The 15,073-nt window shown below is 70.5% G+C and carries 15 protein-coding genes; 3 read left to right on the forward strand and 12 right to left on the reverse strand.

Features of this window, described 5'->3' with window-relative positions; all coding sequences use genetic code 11:
* Window positions 1-435 precede the first annotated feature (435 nt).
* The 6 genes from SOM13_RS05815 to SOM13_RS05840 all read right to left on the reverse strand — a co-directional run bounded on the left by SOM13_RS05815 (window position 436) and on the right by SOM13_RS05840 (window position 5,683).
* The gene (locus SOM13_RS05815) at window positions 436-657 is read right to left on the reverse strand and encodes a hypothetical protein (protein WP_320479112.1); all 222 of its coding nucleotides are present in this window, start codon (window positions 655-657) and stop codon (window positions 436-438) included.
* The gene (locus SOM13_RS05820) at window positions 654-1,109 is read right to left on the reverse strand and encodes an SRPBCC family protein (protein ID WP_192060926.1); all 456 of its coding nucleotides are present in this window, start codon (window positions 1,107-1,109) and stop codon (window positions 654-656) included. Before SOM13_RS05820 ends, SOM13_RS05815 begins: the two co-directional genes overlap by 4 nt.
* A 109-nt stretch (window positions 1,110-1,218) precedes the next feature.
* On the reverse strand, window positions 1,219-2,232 hold the full coding sequence (locus tag SOM13_RS05825; RefSeq protein WP_192060925.1) for a LacI family DNA-binding transcriptional regulator: 1,014 nt from the start codon (window positions 2,230-2,232) through the stop codon (window positions 1,219-1,221).
* Window positions 2,233-2,335: 103 nt separating this feature from the next.
* Window positions 2,336-3,301, reverse strand: a complete 966-nt coding sequence (locus SOM13_RS05830; protein WP_192060924.1) for a carbohydrate ABC transporter permease — start codon at window positions 3,299-3,301, stop codon at window positions 2,336-2,338.
* A 2-nt stretch (window positions 3,302-3,303) separates the two neighbouring features.
* Window positions 3,304-4,296 carry a carbohydrate ABC transporter permease gene (locus SOM13_RS05835; RefSeq protein WP_192060923.1) on the reverse strand — a complete coding sequence of 331 codons (993 nt, stop codon included), beginning with the start codon at window positions 4,294-4,296 and terminating at the stop codon, window positions 3,304-3,306.
* 85 nt (window positions 4,297-4,381) lie between these two features.
* Window positions 4,382-5,683, reverse strand: coding sequence for an ABC transporter substrate-binding protein (locus SOM13_RS05840; RefSeq protein WP_243215648.1), 1,302 nt, complete (start codon window positions 5,681-5,683; stop codon window positions 4,382-4,384).
* A gap of 210 nt (window positions 5,684-5,893) precedes the next feature.
* Between SOM13_RS05840 and SOM13_RS05845 the strand changes: the two genes are divergently transcribed.
* The 3 genes from SOM13_RS05845 to SOM13_RS05855 all read left to right on the forward strand — a co-directional run bounded on the left by SOM13_RS05845 (window position 5,894) and on the right by SOM13_RS05855 (window position 8,732).
* Window positions 5,894-7,954, forward strand: a complete 2,061-nt coding sequence (locus SOM13_RS05845) for a beta-galactosidase (protein ID WP_320479113.1) — start codon at window positions 5,894-5,896, stop codon at window positions 7,952-7,954.
* Between the two features lie 120 nt (window positions 7,955-8,074).
* Window positions 8,075-8,386: a hypothetical protein gene (locus tag SOM13_RS05850; RefSeq protein ID WP_192060920.1), complete on the forward strand. Its 312-nt coding sequence runs from the start codon at window positions 8,075-8,077 to the stop codon at window positions 8,384-8,386.
* A gap of 67 nt (window positions 8,387-8,453) precedes the next feature.
* Window positions 8,454-8,732, forward strand: a complete 279-nt coding sequence (locus SOM13_RS05855; protein WP_320479114.1) for a hypothetical protein — start codon at window positions 8,454-8,456, stop codon at window positions 8,730-8,732.
* 358 nt (window positions 8,733-9,090) lie between these two features.
* Here the strand turns inward: SOM13_RS05855 and SOM13_RS05860 are convergent, their stop codons facing one another.
* The 6 genes from SOM13_RS05860 to SOM13_RS05885 all read right to left on the reverse strand — a co-directional run bounded on the left by SOM13_RS05860 (window position 9,091) and on the right by SOM13_RS05885 (window position 15,034).
* Entirely contained in the window at window positions 9,091-10,047 is a 957-nt protein-coding gene (locus SOM13_RS05860; RefSeq protein ID WP_320479115.1) for a helix-turn-helix transcriptional regulator, read from the reverse strand.
* Between the two features lie 90 nt (window positions 10,048-10,137).
* The gene (locus SOM13_RS05865) at window positions 10,138-10,605 is read right to left on the reverse strand and encodes a hypothetical protein (RefSeq protein WP_320478410.1); all 468 of its coding nucleotides are present in this window, start codon (window positions 10,603-10,605) and stop codon (window positions 10,138-10,140) included.
* 295 nt (window positions 10,606-10,900) lie between these two features.
* On the reverse strand, window positions 10,901-11,245 hold the full coding sequence (locus tag SOM13_RS05870; RefSeq protein WP_243216395.1) for a hypothetical protein: 345 nt from the start codon (window positions 11,243-11,245) through the stop codon (window positions 10,901-10,903).
* A gap of 63 nt (window positions 11,246-11,308) precedes the next feature.
* Window positions 11,309-11,776 (reverse strand): hypothetical protein, encoded by a 468-nt coding sequence (locus SOM13_RS05875; protein ID WP_320479116.1) that lies wholly within the window; start codon window positions 11,774-11,776, stop codon window positions 11,309-11,311.
* Window positions 11,777-11,855: 79 nt separating this feature from the next.
* Window positions 11,856-12,725, reverse strand: coding sequence for an SDR family NAD(P)-dependent oxidoreductase (locus SOM13_RS05880; RefSeq protein WP_320479117.1), 870 nt, complete (start codon window positions 12,723-12,725; stop codon window positions 11,856-11,858).
* Window positions 12,726-12,823: 98 nt separating this feature from the next.
* On the reverse strand, window positions 12,824-15,034 hold the full coding sequence (locus SOM13_RS05885; RefSeq protein ID WP_320479118.1) for an NADP-dependent isocitrate dehydrogenase: 2,211 nt from the start codon (window positions 15,032-15,034) through the stop codon (window positions 12,824-12,826).
* Window positions 15,035-15,073: the final 39 nt, after the last annotated feature.

The following is a 15,073-nucleotide window of genomic DNA, read 5'->3' on the forward strand; positions in this document are numbered from 1 at the left end:
TCGACGACTCACGCGCAAGCCAGGCCTGTCTCCGTGCGTCGATGCGACTCATTCGGCCGATCGGACGAGGCCGACTCCGCAGAACGAGTCACCTCGACGACTCGCGCGCCACCTCGCGTCTCGCGCCGCGCATCGAGGCGACTCATTCGGCGGATCAGACGGGGCCGACTGCGCAGAACGAGTCACCTCGACGGCACGCACCGTAGCCGGGGCTGTTGCCGCGCATTGAGGCGACTCACTCGGCGGATCGGACGGGGCCGACGACGCAGAATGAGTCACTTTGACGATTCGCACGCCACCCGGGGCTGTCGCCGCGCATCGATGCGACTCATTCCGTGGATTCGACGGGGCGGACTACGCAGAACGAGTCACATCGATGGCACGGCGCGGCGCAGCGCAGCGCGGCGCAGCGTCAGCGCAGCAGCGCGCGGCGCGTCAGCTGTAGTCGTGCCCGGCGACGCCCGTCGCGCGGTAGACGACGGGGTCGGCGTCGGCGGTCTCGGGGTCCAGCTCGTACGTGATGTCCTCGCCGTCGGCTGCCCCGGGCCGGGTCAGCGACTTGACCGGCGCGCCGTCGATCGGCTCGAGCTGCTCGCTCGACACCTCGGTGCCGTCTTCGCCGACGAACGACGCGGTGTACGTCGACTCGTCGCTCATGCCTGGACGTCTCCGCGCCATGCGCCCGTCTCGGAGCCCTTCGACTCGATGAACTCCTTGAAGTTCTTGAGGTCCTTCTTGATGGCGTGGTTGTCGGCGCCGAGCGTGTTGCCGATCTTCTCGAGGAATCCCTCGGGGGTCCAGTCGATCTGCACGGTGATGCGCGTCTCGGAGTCGCTCAGCTTATGGAACGTGACGACGCCGGCGTGGTCGACCTCGCCGCCGGTGCTGTTCCAGGCGACGCGCTCGTCGGGGTGCTGCTCGGTGATCTCGGCCTCGAACGTCTTCTCGACCGGTCCGACCTTGACCTTCCACACCGTGAGGGTGGGCGTGGTCTGGGTGATCGACTCGACCTCGTCGAGGAACTTCGGGAAGTCCTCGAACTGGGTCCACTGGTTGTAGGCGACGCTGACGGGCACGCTGACGTCGACGGTCTCGATTGCTTGCGACATGTTTCGTCCTTCGTTCTGCTGGTGGTGCTCGGTCTGCAGTGGACGGTAGGTCCGCGACCGGCGCCGCGTCCGCGCTTCCAGCGGATTGGCAGGGCCGAGGAGGCGCGGGTCAGGTGGTCGCGCGCCGCACCAGCTCGGTCGGCAGCGTCATCGCCGCGGGCTTCTGACCGTCGATCAGCTGCAGCAGCAGCCGCACCATCTCGGAGCTGATCCGGTCGAACGGCTGGCGCATGGTGGTCAGCGCGGGTTCGGTCGACGCCGCGATGCTCGAGTCGTCGAAGCCGCCGACGGCGACGTCGTCGGGCACCCGGCGGCCCGCCGCGGCGAGCGCGTCGAGGGCGCCCGCGGCCATGCGGTCGTTTGCCGCGAAGACGGCGTCGACGTCGGGCGACGCCGCGAGCAGGTCGGTCATGGCGGCCTCGCCGCTGGCCCGCGAGTAGTCGCCGTGACGGATCAGCGACTCGTCGAGGTCGTCGCCGAGCTCGGTGCGGTAGCCGTCGAGTCGGGTGATGCCGCCGGGGGTGTCGAGCGGGCCGGCGATGGTCGCGATGCGGCGGCGGCCGAGCGAGCGGAGGTGCGCCACCATCTCGCGGGCGCCCTCCTCGTCGTCGGCGGCGACGTACCCCATGCGCCGCTGGTAGCCGAGCGGGATGCCGCACGCGATGGCGGGCACGCCCGACCCGACGATGTCGGCGAGCAGACGCTGCCCGCTGTGCGCCGAGACGAGCAGCACGCCGTCGACGTGGCCCGCCTCGATGTAGGCCACGGCGCGCTTCTGCTCGGCCGACGACCCCGCCATGATCAGCACGAGCGACATGTCGCTCTCGGCGAGCGCCGCCGCGGTGCCCTTCAGCAGGGCCGAGAAGTTCGGATCCTCGAAGAGCTGCTGGTGGTCTTCGGTGAGGAGGAACGCGACCGAGCCGGTCCGGTTGGTCGCGAGGCTGCGGGCGTGCGGGTTGACCCGGTAGCCGGTCTTCTTGATCGCGGCGTCGACGGCGGCCTTGGCGTCGGGGCTGACCCAGCGACCGCCGTTCAGCACCCGTGACACGGTGCCCCGCGAGACGCCCGCCTGGTCGGCGACGTCGTTGATCGTGGGCCGCTGGCGACCGGGAGTGCTCGTCACGCGGCCAGCCTAGGGGGCTGCCGACTCGCGGGGCCCCCGCCCGCCGGGCCGGGCCGACCCGCGCCTCCCCCGCCCGCCAGGCCGGGCCGACCCGCGCCTCCCACTACTTGACGGCGCCGGCGGCGAGGTCGACCCGCCAGTACCGCTGCAGCACCAGGAAGATCAGGATGAGCGGGATGACCGACAGCAGCGCCCCGGTGATGACGAGCGTGTACAGCGCCGGCGCCGACGCGCCCTGGTTGAGCAGCCCGTTCAGGCCGACCGTCAGCGGGAACAGCGAGTCGTCGCCGAGCATGATGTACGGCAGCATGAAGTTGTTCCAGATGGCGACGAACTGGAACAGGAAGATCGTCACGAGCCCCGGGCCGAGCATCGGCACGGCGATGCGGTGGAAGATGTGCAGCTCGCCGGCGCCCTCGGTGCGGGCCGCCTCGATCACGTCGGTCGGCACGGCCGCGGCCCCGTAGATGCGGGCCAGGTAGATGCCGTACGGGCTGATGATCTGCGGCAGCAGCACGCCCCAGAACGTGTTGGTCAGGCCGACGTTCGCGAGCAGGAAGTACTGCGGGATCGCGAGGATCACCCCGGGCACCAGCACCCCCATCAGCAGCACGTTGAAGACGACCTTCTTGCCGGGGAACTCGAACTTCGCGAGCACGTAGCCCGACAGCGCCGACACGTATGTCGAGGCGAGGGCGCCGATGCCGGCGTAGAGCGCGGTGTTGAGCATCCAGCGCCAGAACAGGCCGTCGCGGTACTGGCTGAGTGCGACGAGGTTGTCGAGCAGGTGCGTGCTGGGCGCGAGGGTGAAGGTCGAGAACAGCTCGCCGCCGTCTTTCGTGGACGCCATGACGACCCAGAGCACGGGGAACAGGCAGTAGACGGCGCCGATCAGCACGATCGCGGTCGAGACGAGGCTGCGGCGCTCGGTCAGCGAGCTGCCGCCGGGGCGACGGGTGCTGCGGGGCCGACCCGCGCCTCCTGAAGCGGTCGCCGAGGAGGCGCGGGTCGAGTCGGCGACGGAGAGGTCGCCGCGGCGGGTGGCGCCGTCGAGGTCCGTGGTGGTCATGGTCAGTCCTCCTGGCCGAAGGCTCGCTTCTGCACGACCCGGAGGAAGAAGAAGGAGACGATGAAGGTGGCGAGGGCGATGACGACCGAGGTCGCCGCAGCCGAGTAGATGTCGTCGCGGGTGAACGCGTCGCGGTAGACGAGCATCAGCGGCGACCAGCTGGTCGACAGGCTGTTCGTCAGCGGACGGAGCGTGGTGGGCTCGGCGAAGACCTGCAGCGTCGCGACCATCGAGAACAGCGCGGTCATGACGAGCGCGGGAGCGACCATCGGGATCTTGATCCGCAGGGCGATCTGCACCTCGGAGGCCCCGTCGAGTCGGGCGGCCTCGTAGATGTCGCTCGACACGGCCTTCAGCGACGTGTAGATGACGATCATGTTGAAGCCGACGCCGCCCCAGAGCGCGATGTTCGCGATGGCGAAGAGCACGGTGCCCGAGCCGAGCACGCCGGGGACGTCCCAGCCGAGCCGTTCGAAGACGTAGTAGAAGGGGCTGACGGCGGGCAGGTACAGGAACCCCCAGAGCAGCGAGCTGATGACGGCCGGCACGGCGTACGGCAGGAAGATCGCGATGCGCGAGAACGACGTCGCGCGGGTGCGCTTCGAGTCGAGCAGCAGGGCGAAGAGCAGCGCGAGACCGAGCATGCAGGGCACGAGCACGAGGCCGTAGAGCAGCACGCGACCGACGCTGGCGCCGAACTCGGGGTCGGTGAGCGTGCCGATGTAGTTCTCGAGACCGGCGAAGCCCGTGCCGCGCGAGGCCGAGCCGAGACCGAGGCCCGAGACCTGCTTCTTCTGGAAGCTGAGGAACAGCGTGTAGACGATCGGCGCCGCCATGAACAGCACGAACAGGATGATGCCCGGGGCGAGCATCGCGTAGGGCGTGAGCACGCGGCTGCGGAAGCTGCCCGTGCCGTGCCGGCCGACGGGCGCGGTCGCGCGACGGTCGGGTGCGGCGACCTCCGCCGGGGTGAGAGGGGTGAGCGTGTCGGCCATGACGGTTCCTCGCTGGTCGCGGACGGTGAAGGGGGTGGAGGGCGGGAGGGGCGGCTCAGGGCGCCGCCCCTCCCGAGGCGCTCGGCTACTCGACCGAGAAGCCGCTCTTCACGAGGTCGTCCGTCGTGATCTCCTGCATGGCGTCGACCGCGTCTTCGAACGCCGCCTGGGTGCGGGCGTCGGCGGCCTTGGCGAACTCGTCGTTGTACGCGCTGAACGCGACGTTGACGTTGGGGCCGTAGGTGAACGGCGCGACGGTCGACGACGCCTCGGCGGCGATGTCGTAGAAGTCGCTCTGCTGGCTGAAGAACTCGGGCGAGGTGGTCAGCGCGTCGGCCGCGGCCTCGGTCGCGGCGGGGTAGACGCCGGCGATGTCGGCGAGCGCGGCGACGGCCTCGGGGTCGGTGTTCAGCCAGGTGGCGAACTCGACCGCCGCCTCCTTCTTCTCGGACTGCGTGGTGACGGCCGTGGTCGACCCTCCCCAGTTGCCGTCGGAGGGGTTCGCGGCGTCCCACTGCGGCAACGGCGCGGCGGTCCACTTGCCGGCGGTGTCGGGTGCGTTGCCGCTCAGCACGCCGGGGGCCCAGACCGAGCTGATCCAGCCGACCTGCGAGCCGTCGTTCAGACCGGCGTTCCACTCGGGGGTGTACATCGGCTTGTTGTCGATGGCGCCGCTCTCGACGAGTCCGCCCCAGTACGAGGCGACCTGCTCGGTCGGGCCCTCGGCGATGTCGACTCCCCAGCTCTGGTCGTCGATGGACCACCAGGAGGCGCCGGCCTGCTGCGAGAGACCGGCGAACCAGCCCGCGTCGTTGGCCGAGAAGGTGCCGAGGTACTTGCTCGGATCGGCGGCGTGCAGGTCTTCGGCGACCTGGGCGTACTCGTCCCACGTGGTGGGGACGCTGAGGCCGTACTGGTCGAGGATGTCGGTGCGGTAGTAGGCCATCATCGGGCCGCTGTCCTGCGGGATGGCGTAGACGCCCTGCCCGTCGAGGGTGACCGACGACCAGACGCCCTCGCTGAAGTCGCCCTCGAGGTCGCCGGCGCCCTGGTCGGTGAGGTCGGCGAGCGCGTCGGACGAGACGAGCGTCGGGATCTTCTGGTACTCGGCCTGGATCAGGTCGGGGGCGCCGCTGCCGGCCTTGATGGCGGTGAGCAGCTTGGTGATCGCGGGGTCGCCGCCGTCCTGCTTGTTGACGGTGACCTGGATGTCGGGGTTCTCCTCGTTCCAGATGTCGACCACCTTGTCGAGGTTGGGCGCCCAGGCCCAGTAGGTGAGTTCGACGGGCCCGTCGGACGAGCTGCCACCGCCGCCGGAGCAGCCGGTGAGGATGAGGGCCGCTGTGGCGACCGTGACGACGCCGATGCGGCGGAGTGAGCTGTGCATTCGTCCTCCTTGAGGAAAGCAAGAGCTGGTGAGCGGACAGCGCGAGCCGGGAGAACCACCACGCTGTGCCTGTGAGCGGTAACAGTTACGCACACGACTTTTCGCTTGTCAACACGCTGCGGGTCACGGTTCGACATGATCGTTGCGCCTTCTGCAGACTCAGCACGTGTGCTAGAACTGGGAGCGCACACAGTCAAAGGAGATCACCGTATGTCACTCGACCTCGATGCCCCGGCCGTCACGCCGACCCCCGAGTCCGACCCGCGTCGCACGACGAGCTGGCTGCCCGGTCGTGCCGACATCCGCTACGGCGGCGACTACAACCCCGAGCAGTGGCCCCGAGAGGTCTGGCTCGAGGACATCGCGTTGATGAAGCAGGCCGGCATCAACCTGGTCAGCGTCGGCATCTTCTCGTGGGCGCTGCTCGAGCCCCGCGAGGGCGAGTACGACTTCACGTTCCTCGACGACATCCTCGGGCTGCTGCACGACGCCGGCATCGACGTCGACCTCGCCACGCCGACCACCGTGCCGCCGGCATGGTTCTGGTCCGCCTACCCCGACTCGCACCCCGTGACCCGCGAGGGCCTCACCCTCGGTCGCGGCTCGCGGGGCATGGTCAGCCCGAGCTCGCCCGACTACCGTCGCGCGGCGACCGCCATCACCGAGAAGCTCGCCGAGCGCTACGCGACCCACCCGGCGGTCGTGCTCTGGCACGTGCACAACGAGTACGGCGCCCCGATCAGCGACGACTACGGAGTGCACTCGGTGCGCGCCTTCCGCGCCTGGCTGAAGACCCGGTACGGCACGCTCGACGCGCTGAACGCGGCGTGGGGCACGCTCTTCTGGGGTCAGACCTACGGCGAGTGGACCGACATCGACGCGCCCCGCGTCTCGGCCACGGTCGTGAACCAGACGCAGCGCCTCGACTTCGCGCGGTTCACCTCCGACGCCCTGCTCGCCTGCTTCGTCGCCGAACGCGACGTGATCAAGCGACACGCACCGCACCTCCCCGTCACCACGAACTTCATGTCGACCAACTGCCCGTCGATCGACTACTGGAAGTGGGCCCGCGAGGTCGACGTCGTCGCCAACGACCACTACCTGGTCGCCGAACGCCACGACAACCACGTGCTGCTCGCCATGGACGCCGACCTGAACCGGTCGCTGGCCGGCGGCGAGCCGTGGATGCTGATGGAGCACTCGACGGGCGCCGTCAACTGGCAGCCGCGCAACATCGCGAAGCGCCCAGGCGAGCTGGCCCGCAACAGCACGACGCACCTGGCCCGCGGCGCCGACGCGATCCTGTTCTTCCAGTTCAGGGCGTCGCGGTACGGCGCCGAGAAGTTCCACTCGGCGATGCTGCCGCACGCCGGCACCTCGTCGCGCATCTGGCGCGAGGTCGTCGAGTACGGCGCCGACCTCGGTCGCCTGGCCGACGTGCGGGGATCCCGGGTGGAGGCGCGGGTCGCCATCCTCTGGGACGTCGAGTCGTTCTGGGCCCACGACCTCGAGTGGCGCCCCTCGGTCGAGCTCGACCACCGCGAGCGCATCGTCGCCTTCTACACCGCGCTCTGGAACCTCGGCGTCACCGTCGACTTCCGCCACCCGCACGACGACCTGTCGGCCTACGACCTCGTGCTGGCGCCGTCGCAGTACATCGTCGACGCCGAGACGTCCGAGAACCTGACCTCGTACGTGCGATCGGGCGGCCGCTTCGTCGCGTCGTACTTCTCGGGAGTCGTCGACGAGAACGACGCCGTACCGGCCGGCGGCGCCCCCGGCGGCCTGCGCGAGGTGCTCGGTCTCTCGGTGCCCGAGTTCCTGCCGCTCTACGCCGACCAGGTCGTCACGCTCGACTCGGGCGCCACCGGCACCGGCTGGTCGGACGACATCGTGCTCGAGGGCGCCGAGGCCGTGGCGCGCTACACCACCGGCCCCGCGGCCGGCGGACCGGCCGTCACCCGCAACACTCTCGGCGACGGGACGGCCTGGTACGTCTCGACTCGCCTGGCCGGCGACGACCTCGCGGCCTTCGTCGGCGACGTGCTCGACGAGGCCGGGGTCGTCGTGCCCGGCGGCCACGTCGAGGGCCTCGAGGTCGTCGTCCGCCACGGAGACGACGCGACCTTCACGTTCTTCGTCAACCACGCCGACGCCGACGCCGACGTGGTCGCCGAGGCGGGGGTCGAGCTGCTCGGCGGCGAGGTCGTCGACGGCCCGCTGACGGTGCCGGCCGGTGGCGTGCGCGTGGTGCGGAGCCCGCGGGGCTGACCCGCGCCTCCTCGGTCCATCCATCGAGCCGAGGAGGCGCGCCGGGCGGAGCGGGCGGGCTGCGGGTGACCTCTCGGCCGATCCCTTGTCGGCGGCACCGGCACCGGCTACACAGGGTCCATGAAGCACATCACGTTCGCCGCCAAGTCGCTCTTCGTCGATGACGAGGCGGCGGACACGCTGCTCGAGTACGCCGCCCTGCTCGCCCAGTCGGGCGACGCCGACACGGTCGAGTTGAACGCGATCAACGCCGACGGCAACCAGGTCGTCGCGACGTTCCTGCTCGACTCGGGTTCGCCCCTGATGGCGGAGACGACGACGAGCTCGCTCGAACCGCCCGAGAACGGCGAGGCGATCGCCTACATGCGGACCGAGATCGGGCACGCGTTCTCGGCCCTGCTGCCCGATGAGCAGCACCGGAGCCGGGACTAGCGCACCGGCCAGGCCATTCTGCGAGTCTTGTTTTGAATTCCTCAAAACAAGGTCTAGAGTCGTGGACATGACCTCGACGCACACCACCACCTCCACGGCCCAGCTGCACCCCCTGGGCGGCCAGTACGTCTCGCGCATCGACACGGGCGTCGGCGTCGGCGTCGGCTCGTACACCGGCTCGAGCGCTCACGACGCCACGGTGATCGGGTCGTACGTCACGACCGTCGCCGAGCGCAACCTCGCCGTCGGTCGCTACACGCGCAGCGAGCGACGCGGCGTCTCGGCCTGGACCACCGCGGTCCGCACCCTCACGGGGTCGATCGTCACGTACCGTACGGCCGCCTGACCGGGGGCTGCGCGCCCCGCTCGACGGGCTCTGACGCGGCGCGGCCCTGGCGCGACCCGGCCTCGCGGCGGCCGGATCCGGCGCGGGGTGCCCTCGCGCCGCCGGGCCTCGCACCTCGCGCCACCCTCCCCCGCGCCACCCGGCCTCGCGCCGCCCGGCCTCGCGCCACCCTCCCCCGAACCCCGTTCGCGAAGATGAACCGCGTTATATCGCGGTTCATCTTCGCGAACGGGGTTCGGGGCGTCACCCGGCACCGCGCGCAGCTCAGCCCGGCACCGCGCGGAGCGTCGCGCAGCCCAGCCGCGCAGCGCTCAGCGCCGCGGAGCGCCGCAGCCCAGCAGCTGGCGACGCAGCGCCGCTAGCGGTGCAGCGTCGCGGACGGCTTCTCGCCGAAGCGCTCGCCGTACGACGCCGAGAACCGGCCCAGGTGGGCGAAGCCCCAGCGCGTCGCGATCGCGGCCACGGTCGTCTCGCGCGGCCCCAGGTTCAGCAGATCCGAGCGGGCGCGGTCGAGGCGGATGCCGCGCAGGTAGTCGGTCGGCGTCGTGCCGAGCTGGCGGCTGAAGGCGACCTGCAGCCCGCGGAGGCCCAGGTCGGCGTGCTCGGCGATCATGGTCGGGGTGATCGGCAGCTCGGCGTTGGCGTGCATGTACTCGACGGCCGCGCGCAGTCGCGCATTGCGCGGTGCGAGCAGCTGCTCGGGTAGCTGCGGCCCCCGGTGCTTGAAGGTGCTCAGCAGCGTGACCGCGGCGAGCCGGTTGACCTCGGAGCGCAGCAGGGGCGTCGCCTCGCCGCCGAGCACGGTCTTCGCCACCGTGGTGATCGTGTTCTTCCACTGCAGCAGCGCCGTCGCCTCGGGGATCGCCGTGTGATCGAACTCGAGCGTGCCCGGCAGGGTCCCCTCCTCTTCGGCGGCGACCCGCTCGAGGAACCCGGCGTTGAAGTGCACCAGGTTCTGGCGGTAGTCCTCGAACTCGAACTCGAACTGCTTGCCGGTGGGGAACATCGCCGGCCGGCCGATCTGCAGGGGCAGCTCGTCGCCGTTCAGGTCGTAGACGCCGGAGCCCCCGGTGATCCACGACACGACGTACTCGTTCTCGGGCTGGATGGCGCCCTTGATCGACCCGAGGAACATCGACGACCGCAGCGTCATCTCGTCGTCGCCCGTGATCGTGTACCGGTACGCGAAGTCCGACTGGCTGTGCTCGGTGTCGAAGCCCTTGCCGTTGTAGCCGTCTTCGTACATGGCCCGTGCCTGGTCCATGTCGCGACCCGCGATCTCCGACCTGATCGGCGGCTCGGTCTCACGGGTCATGCCCAGATGGTCCCACAGATGGCCTGCTGGTGCCGCCTCTCGGGCCGCAATGCGAAGACGACGGGATGCGAGGGTCGACGACCGCGGCGGTCAGCGGTCTTCGGAGTCGCCCAGCACCTTGAGCAGGGCCGTCCGCAGCACCGAGCGGAACGCCTTGGGCACCCTGATGCGGTACCGCCGATCGCCCTGCAGCGTCAGCACGACGTTCGACCCCTGCACGACGAGCGCCCAGCCGGTCACGGCAGCGAGCCGGAGGGTCGCCGACCCCCCGACGATCTCGGGACCTTCGATCGCGATGCGGTCGGGGTACACGTAGACGGCGTTGTGGTCGCCCGAGAGCGTGGCCGAGCATTCGAACACCAGCTCGGGGTCGAGTTCGCCGAAGAAGTCGGCCCAGTCGTCGTCGGCGGTGAGTTCGGGGGCGGCCGGGCGGCGGTCGGCGATGGCGGCGGGTCGACCGTCGGCCCCGCTGAACGCGTCGAGGAGGGCGTTGCCCGCGTCGGTCGTCGAGTCACGCCGGGCGGTCGGGTCGGGCTGCTGCTGCTGCTGCTGCACCACGACGCACCACCTCTCACCTCGGCCTGATCTCTTGTTCCGTCAGTCAATCAGTCGATCATGCTGCGACGCGAGGAGGTCGCAGGACTCCCAGGCCGTCTTGCGAGCCCCTGCAGCCCCCGATCCGCGGAGGGACGCGGATGCGGAGGGATGCTGGGCCGCCGACCGATTTTCGTGCACAGTCCGCTAAACGAACACCCATCCCTCCAGACCCCCGAGGCGCAGCCCGCCCTCGACCGCACCTGTCGCCTGGCGACGATCGGACAGCCGAGGAGGAGCGGCCCGCAGGAGGCGCGGGTCAGCCCGAGACGAGCGCCATCGACCGGCTGCGCATCAGGCCGAGCATGGCCGCGGCGTCGACGGGAGCCGACACGGACACGTCGACGACCGCGGCCTGCGCGGCGGCGCCCGAGGTCGGCCGGCCCTGCGGCTCGGCCGTCGGCGTCGGCGACGCAGGAGGTGTCGGCGAGACCGTCGCCGGCTCGTCGACGACGGTCTGATCGATGGGGGCCGAGCGCGGAGTCGGACCGAGCGGAGCCCGGCCCCAGACGATGGTCGCGACGAGGAGGACCATGCCGATGGTCGTGAGCATCATCGTGCCGTGCAGTGCACGGCGCGTGACGTGGCGATGTTCTCGACGCATGACTCCCCCTCCGGTCGATGCGACGTTAGGGGGTCAGCATCACCGCCTGCTGGGTCGTCGCCGTCAGAAGGCTGACAGCCGGGATCTCGCGCCGATGGCGATGCTCTCGACGAACCGCAGCGCCAGCGCCTGCGCCGCCGCGTCGTAGTCGTCGTATTCGGGCAGGCCCTGCACGAGCAGCGACAGGCAGACCACGACCTCGACGCCGCGGAGGGTCTTGTCGACCGTGCCGTCGTGGCGACCGCGCGCCACGAGCAGATCGATGCGACGCCGGATCTCGTCGTCGAGGCGGGCGACCTCGGTGGGCGGCAGGCCCGGGGCGCCGAACCCCGGCAGCATCAGGCTCTCGCGTCGGTCGATCGCCTCGGCGAAGAGGCTCTCGAGGCCGACGATGCCGTCGAGCTCGAGACCCGCGATGTGGTCGAGCAGCGAGATGGTCTCGCCGTAGGCACGCACCATCACCCCCTGGGCGGCGGGGGCGGCATCGGCGTCTGGGCCGTCGGGCACGAGGCGTGGCGGAAGTCGAGTCACGATATGTAGCCTACGAAACACCGGCGGCGAACGCGACCCCGGATCGCGACTCCGAGCGAAATCACATCGAGCAGACCCCTCAGACGATGTCGGGAGCCTCGGTGAACCGGACGCTGCACTCCCACAGGCCGCGGGCCAGCTCGGCGTCGTCCGCCGATCGGTGCAGACGACCGGGGGCCTGCAACCGGTCGAAGTAGTTCCCGCTCGGTGCCGGGACCCGTGCGGCGCCCGCCAGCCGCACGAGCGGCTCGGCGCCCTCCTCCGTCGTGACGGCGAGTCGCTTGCCGAGGGTCATGAGGCCGCCCGTCCCTCCGAAGCCCGACGCGACGAACCCGGGGTGGAACGCGAACGCCTCGACTCCCGTGCCGCGCAGGCGCCGGGCGAGCTCCCGGGTGAACAGCACGTTCTCGAGCTTCGACGCCCCGTAGGCCCTCATGCCGCCGACCCAGGGGCCGGTGGCGGTGCCGAGGTCGTCGAGCCGCACCCCGCCCATCCGGTTGCCCGCGCTCGAGGTCTGCACGATGCGGACCGCGCCGGCCGGCGAACTCTCGGCGGTCTCGAGGAGGCGCGGCATCAGCAGCGAGGTCAGCAGGAACCCCGCGAGGTGGTTGCTCTGGAAGGTCGTCTCGAAGCCGTCGCGGCTGCTCGTCCGCTCCGCGAAGATGCCGCCGGCGTTGTTCGCCAGCACGTGGATGCGCGGGTGGTCGGCGAGGAGGGACGCCGCCAGATCGCGCACCTGCGCCAGATCGGCGAAGTCGGAGACGTAGGCGCGACCGCCGACCTCGGCGGCGACGGACGTGGTGCGGTCGGGGTTGCGCCCGACGACGGCGATCTTCGCCCCGAGACGCGACAGCTCGCGAGCGGCGCTGCGGCCGATGCCGGAGCTCGCGCCGGTGATGACGATGGTGCGGTCGGTCTGGTCGGTGGCTTCAAGCAGGGTCACGGTCATGACTGCACGCTAGGCGCAGGCGCCTCCGAAGGGACCGGGGAACGGCAGGAGGCGCGGTGCCGACCGGCACCGCGCCTCCTGAAGGGATCGTCTCGGCTCTACAGCGTCGCGAGCGCGGCGTTCAGCGTCGCCGACGGGCGCATGACCGCTTCGGTCTTGGCGGCGTCGAGGCGGTAGTAGCCCCCGATGTCGACCGCGGTGCCCTGCGGCGCGATGAGCTCGGCGGTGATGGCCTCCTCGCCCTCGCCCAGGGTCGCGGCGAGCTCGGCGAACGAGGCGGCCAGCTCGGCGTCGACGGTCTGCGCGGCGAGCTCGTCGGCCCAGTACTTCGCCAGGAAGAAGTGGCTGCCGCGGTTGTCGATCGAGCCCAGCTTGCGACCCGGCGACTTGTTCTCGTCGAGGAACGTGCCGGTGGCGCGGTCGAGCGTGTCGGCGAGGATCTGCGCCCGGGCGTTGCCGGTCGTGGTCGCCAGGTGCTCGAAGCTGACGGCCAGCGCGAGGAACTCGCCCAGGCTGTCCCAGCGCAGGTAGTCCTGCTCGACGAGCTGCTGCACGTGCTTCGGGGCGGAACCGCCGGCGCCGGTCTCGAAGAGCCCTCCGCCGTTGATCAGCGGCACGACCGAGAGCATCTTCGCCGAGGTGCCGAGCTCCATGATCGGGAACAGGTCGGTGAGGTAGTCGCGCAGCACGTTCCCGGTGACGGAGATGGTGTCTTCACCGCGGCGGATGCGCTCGAGCGAGAACGCCATCGCGTCGACCGGCGACATGATCTCGATCTGCAGGCCCTCGGTGTCGTGCTCGGCGAGGTAGGTGCGGACCAGCTCGATGAGGGTCGCGTCGTGCGAGCGGGTCTCGTCGAGCCAGAAGACCGCCGGGGTCTCGCTGGCGCGGGCCCGCGTGACGGCGAGCTTGACCCAGTCGCGGATCGGGACGTCCTTCGTCTGGCAGGCGCGCCAGATGTCGCCCTGTGCGACCTCGTGCTCGAGGAGGGTCGTGCCGGCGGAGTCGACCACGCGCACGGTGCCGTCGGCCGGCAGCTCGAAGGTCTTGTCGTGCGAGCCGTACTCCTCTGCGGCCTGAGCCATCAGCCCGACGTTCGGCACCGAGCCCATCGTGGCCGGGTCGAAGGCGCCGTTCGCGCGGCAGTCGTCGAGCACGGCCTGGTAGATGCCGGCGTAGCTCGAGTCGGGGATGACCGCGAGGGTGTCGTGCTCGCCGCCGTCGGGGCCCCACATGTGACCCGAGGTGCGGATCATCGCGGGCATCGAGGCGTCGACGATCACATCGGAGGGCACGTGCAGGTTCGTGACGCCCTTGTCGGAGTCGACCATGGCGAGGTCGGGGCCGTCGGCGATGCCCTGGTCGAAGGCGGCCTTGATCTCGGCGCCGTTCGGCAGGGCCGCGAGACCCTGCAGGATGCCGTTCAGGCCGTTCGCGGGGTCGAGCCCGGCGGCCTTCAGGTCGGCGCCGTACTGCTCGAAGACGCGGGGGAAGAACGCGCGGATGACGTGACCGAAGAGCAGCGGGTCGCTGATCTTCATCATGGTGGCCTTGAGGTGCACCGAGAACAGCACCCCTTCGGCCTCGGCGCGGTCGATCTGCGCGGCCAGGAACTCGTGCAGGGCCGCGACGTGCAGCACGGTCGCGTCGACGACCTCGCCGGCGAGCACGGGGATCGACTCGCGCAGCACGGTGGTCGTGCCGTCGGCCGCGACGAACTCGATGCGCAGGGTGTCGTCGGCGGCGACGACGACGGTCTTCTCGTTCGAGCGGAAGTCGTCGACGCCCATGGTCGCGACGTTCGTCTTCGAGTCGGCCGACCAGGCGCCCATGCGGTGCGGGTGCTTGCGGGCGTAGTTCTTGACCGAGAGCGGCGCGCGGCGGTCGCTGTTGCCCTCGCGCAGCACGGGGTTGACCGCGCTGCCCTTGACCCTGTCGTAGCGGGCCTTGACGTCGCGCTCGGCGTCGTCCGCCGGGGCGTCGGGGTAGGCGGGCAGGTCGTAGCCCTGCGACTGCAGCTCGGTGATGGCGGCCTTCAGCTGCGGCATCGACGCCGAGATGTTCGGCAGCTTGATGATGTTGGCCTCGGGCGTCTGCGCCAGGGCGCCGAGCTCGGACAGGGCGTCGCCGATGCGCTGCTCGTCGGTGAGCCGCTCGGGGAACTGGCTGATGATGCGTCCGGCGAGCGAGATGTCGCGGGTCTCGACGTCGACCCCCGCGGTCTTGGCGTACGCCTGGATGATGGGAAGGAACGAGTAGGTCGCCAGCAGCGGCGCCTCGTCCGTGAGCGTGTAGATGATCTTGGCCATGACGGCGGGTTCTCCCTCGTGTCGCTCGTGCGTGTGTTC

The sequence above is a fragment of the Frigoribacterium sp. CFBP9030 genome (assembly GCF_034045195.1).
Lineage (GTDB): Bacteria > Actinomycetota > Actinomycetes > Actinomycetales > Microbacteriaceae > Frigoribacterium.

What these genes read in the sequence shown, in the direction of transcription:
- SOM13_RS05815 (WP_320479112.1), bottom strand. Translation starts at nt 657, where the DNA reads ATGAGCGACGAGTCGACGTACACCGCGTCGTTCGTCGGCGAAGACGGC.
- SOM13_RS05820 (WP_192060926.1), bottom strand. Translation starts at nt 1,109, where the DNA reads ATGTCGCAAGCAATCGAGACCGTCGACGTCAGCGTGCCCGTCAGCGTC.
- SOM13_RS05830 (WP_192060924.1), bottom strand. Translation starts at nt 3,301, where the DNA reads ATGACCACCACGGACCTCGACGGCGCCACCCGCCGCGGCGACCTCTCC.
- SOM13_RS05835 (WP_192060923.1), bottom strand. Translation starts at nt 4,296, where the DNA reads ATGGCCGACACGCTCACCCCTCTCACCCCGGCGGAGGTCGCCGCACCC.
- SOM13_RS05840 (WP_243215648.1), bottom strand. Translation starts at nt 5,683, where the DNA reads ATGCACAGCTCACTCCGCCGCATCGGCGTCGTCACGGTCGCCACAGCG.
- SOM13_RS05845 (WP_320479113.1), top strand. Translation starts at nt 5,894, where the DNA reads ATGTCACTCGACCTCGATGCCCCGGCCGTCACGCCGACCCCCGAGTCC.
- SOM13_RS05850 (WP_192060920.1), top strand. Translation starts at nt 8,075, where the DNA reads ATGAAGCACATCACGTTCGCCGCCAAGTCGCTCTTCGTCGATGACGAG.
- SOM13_RS05855 (WP_320479114.1), top strand. Translation starts at nt 8,454, where the DNA reads ATGACCTCGACGCACACCACCACCTCCACGGCCCAGCTGCACCCCCTG.
- SOM13_RS05860 (WP_320479115.1), bottom strand. Translation starts at nt 10,047, where the DNA reads ATGACCCGTGAGACCGAGCCGCCGATCAGGTCGGAGATCGCGGGTCGC.
- SOM13_RS05870 (WP_243216395.1), bottom strand. Translation starts at nt 11,245, where the DNA reads ATGCGTCGAGAACATCGCCACGTCACGCGCCGTGCACTGCACGGCACG.
- SOM13_RS05880 (WP_320479117.1), bottom strand. Translation starts at nt 12,725, where the DNA reads ATGACCGTGACCCTGCTTGAAGCCACCGACCAGACCGACCGCACCATC.
- SOM13_RS05885 (WP_320479118.1), bottom strand. Translation starts at nt 15,034, where the DNA reads ATGGCCAAGATCATCTACACGCTCACGGACGAGGCGCCGCTGCTGGCG.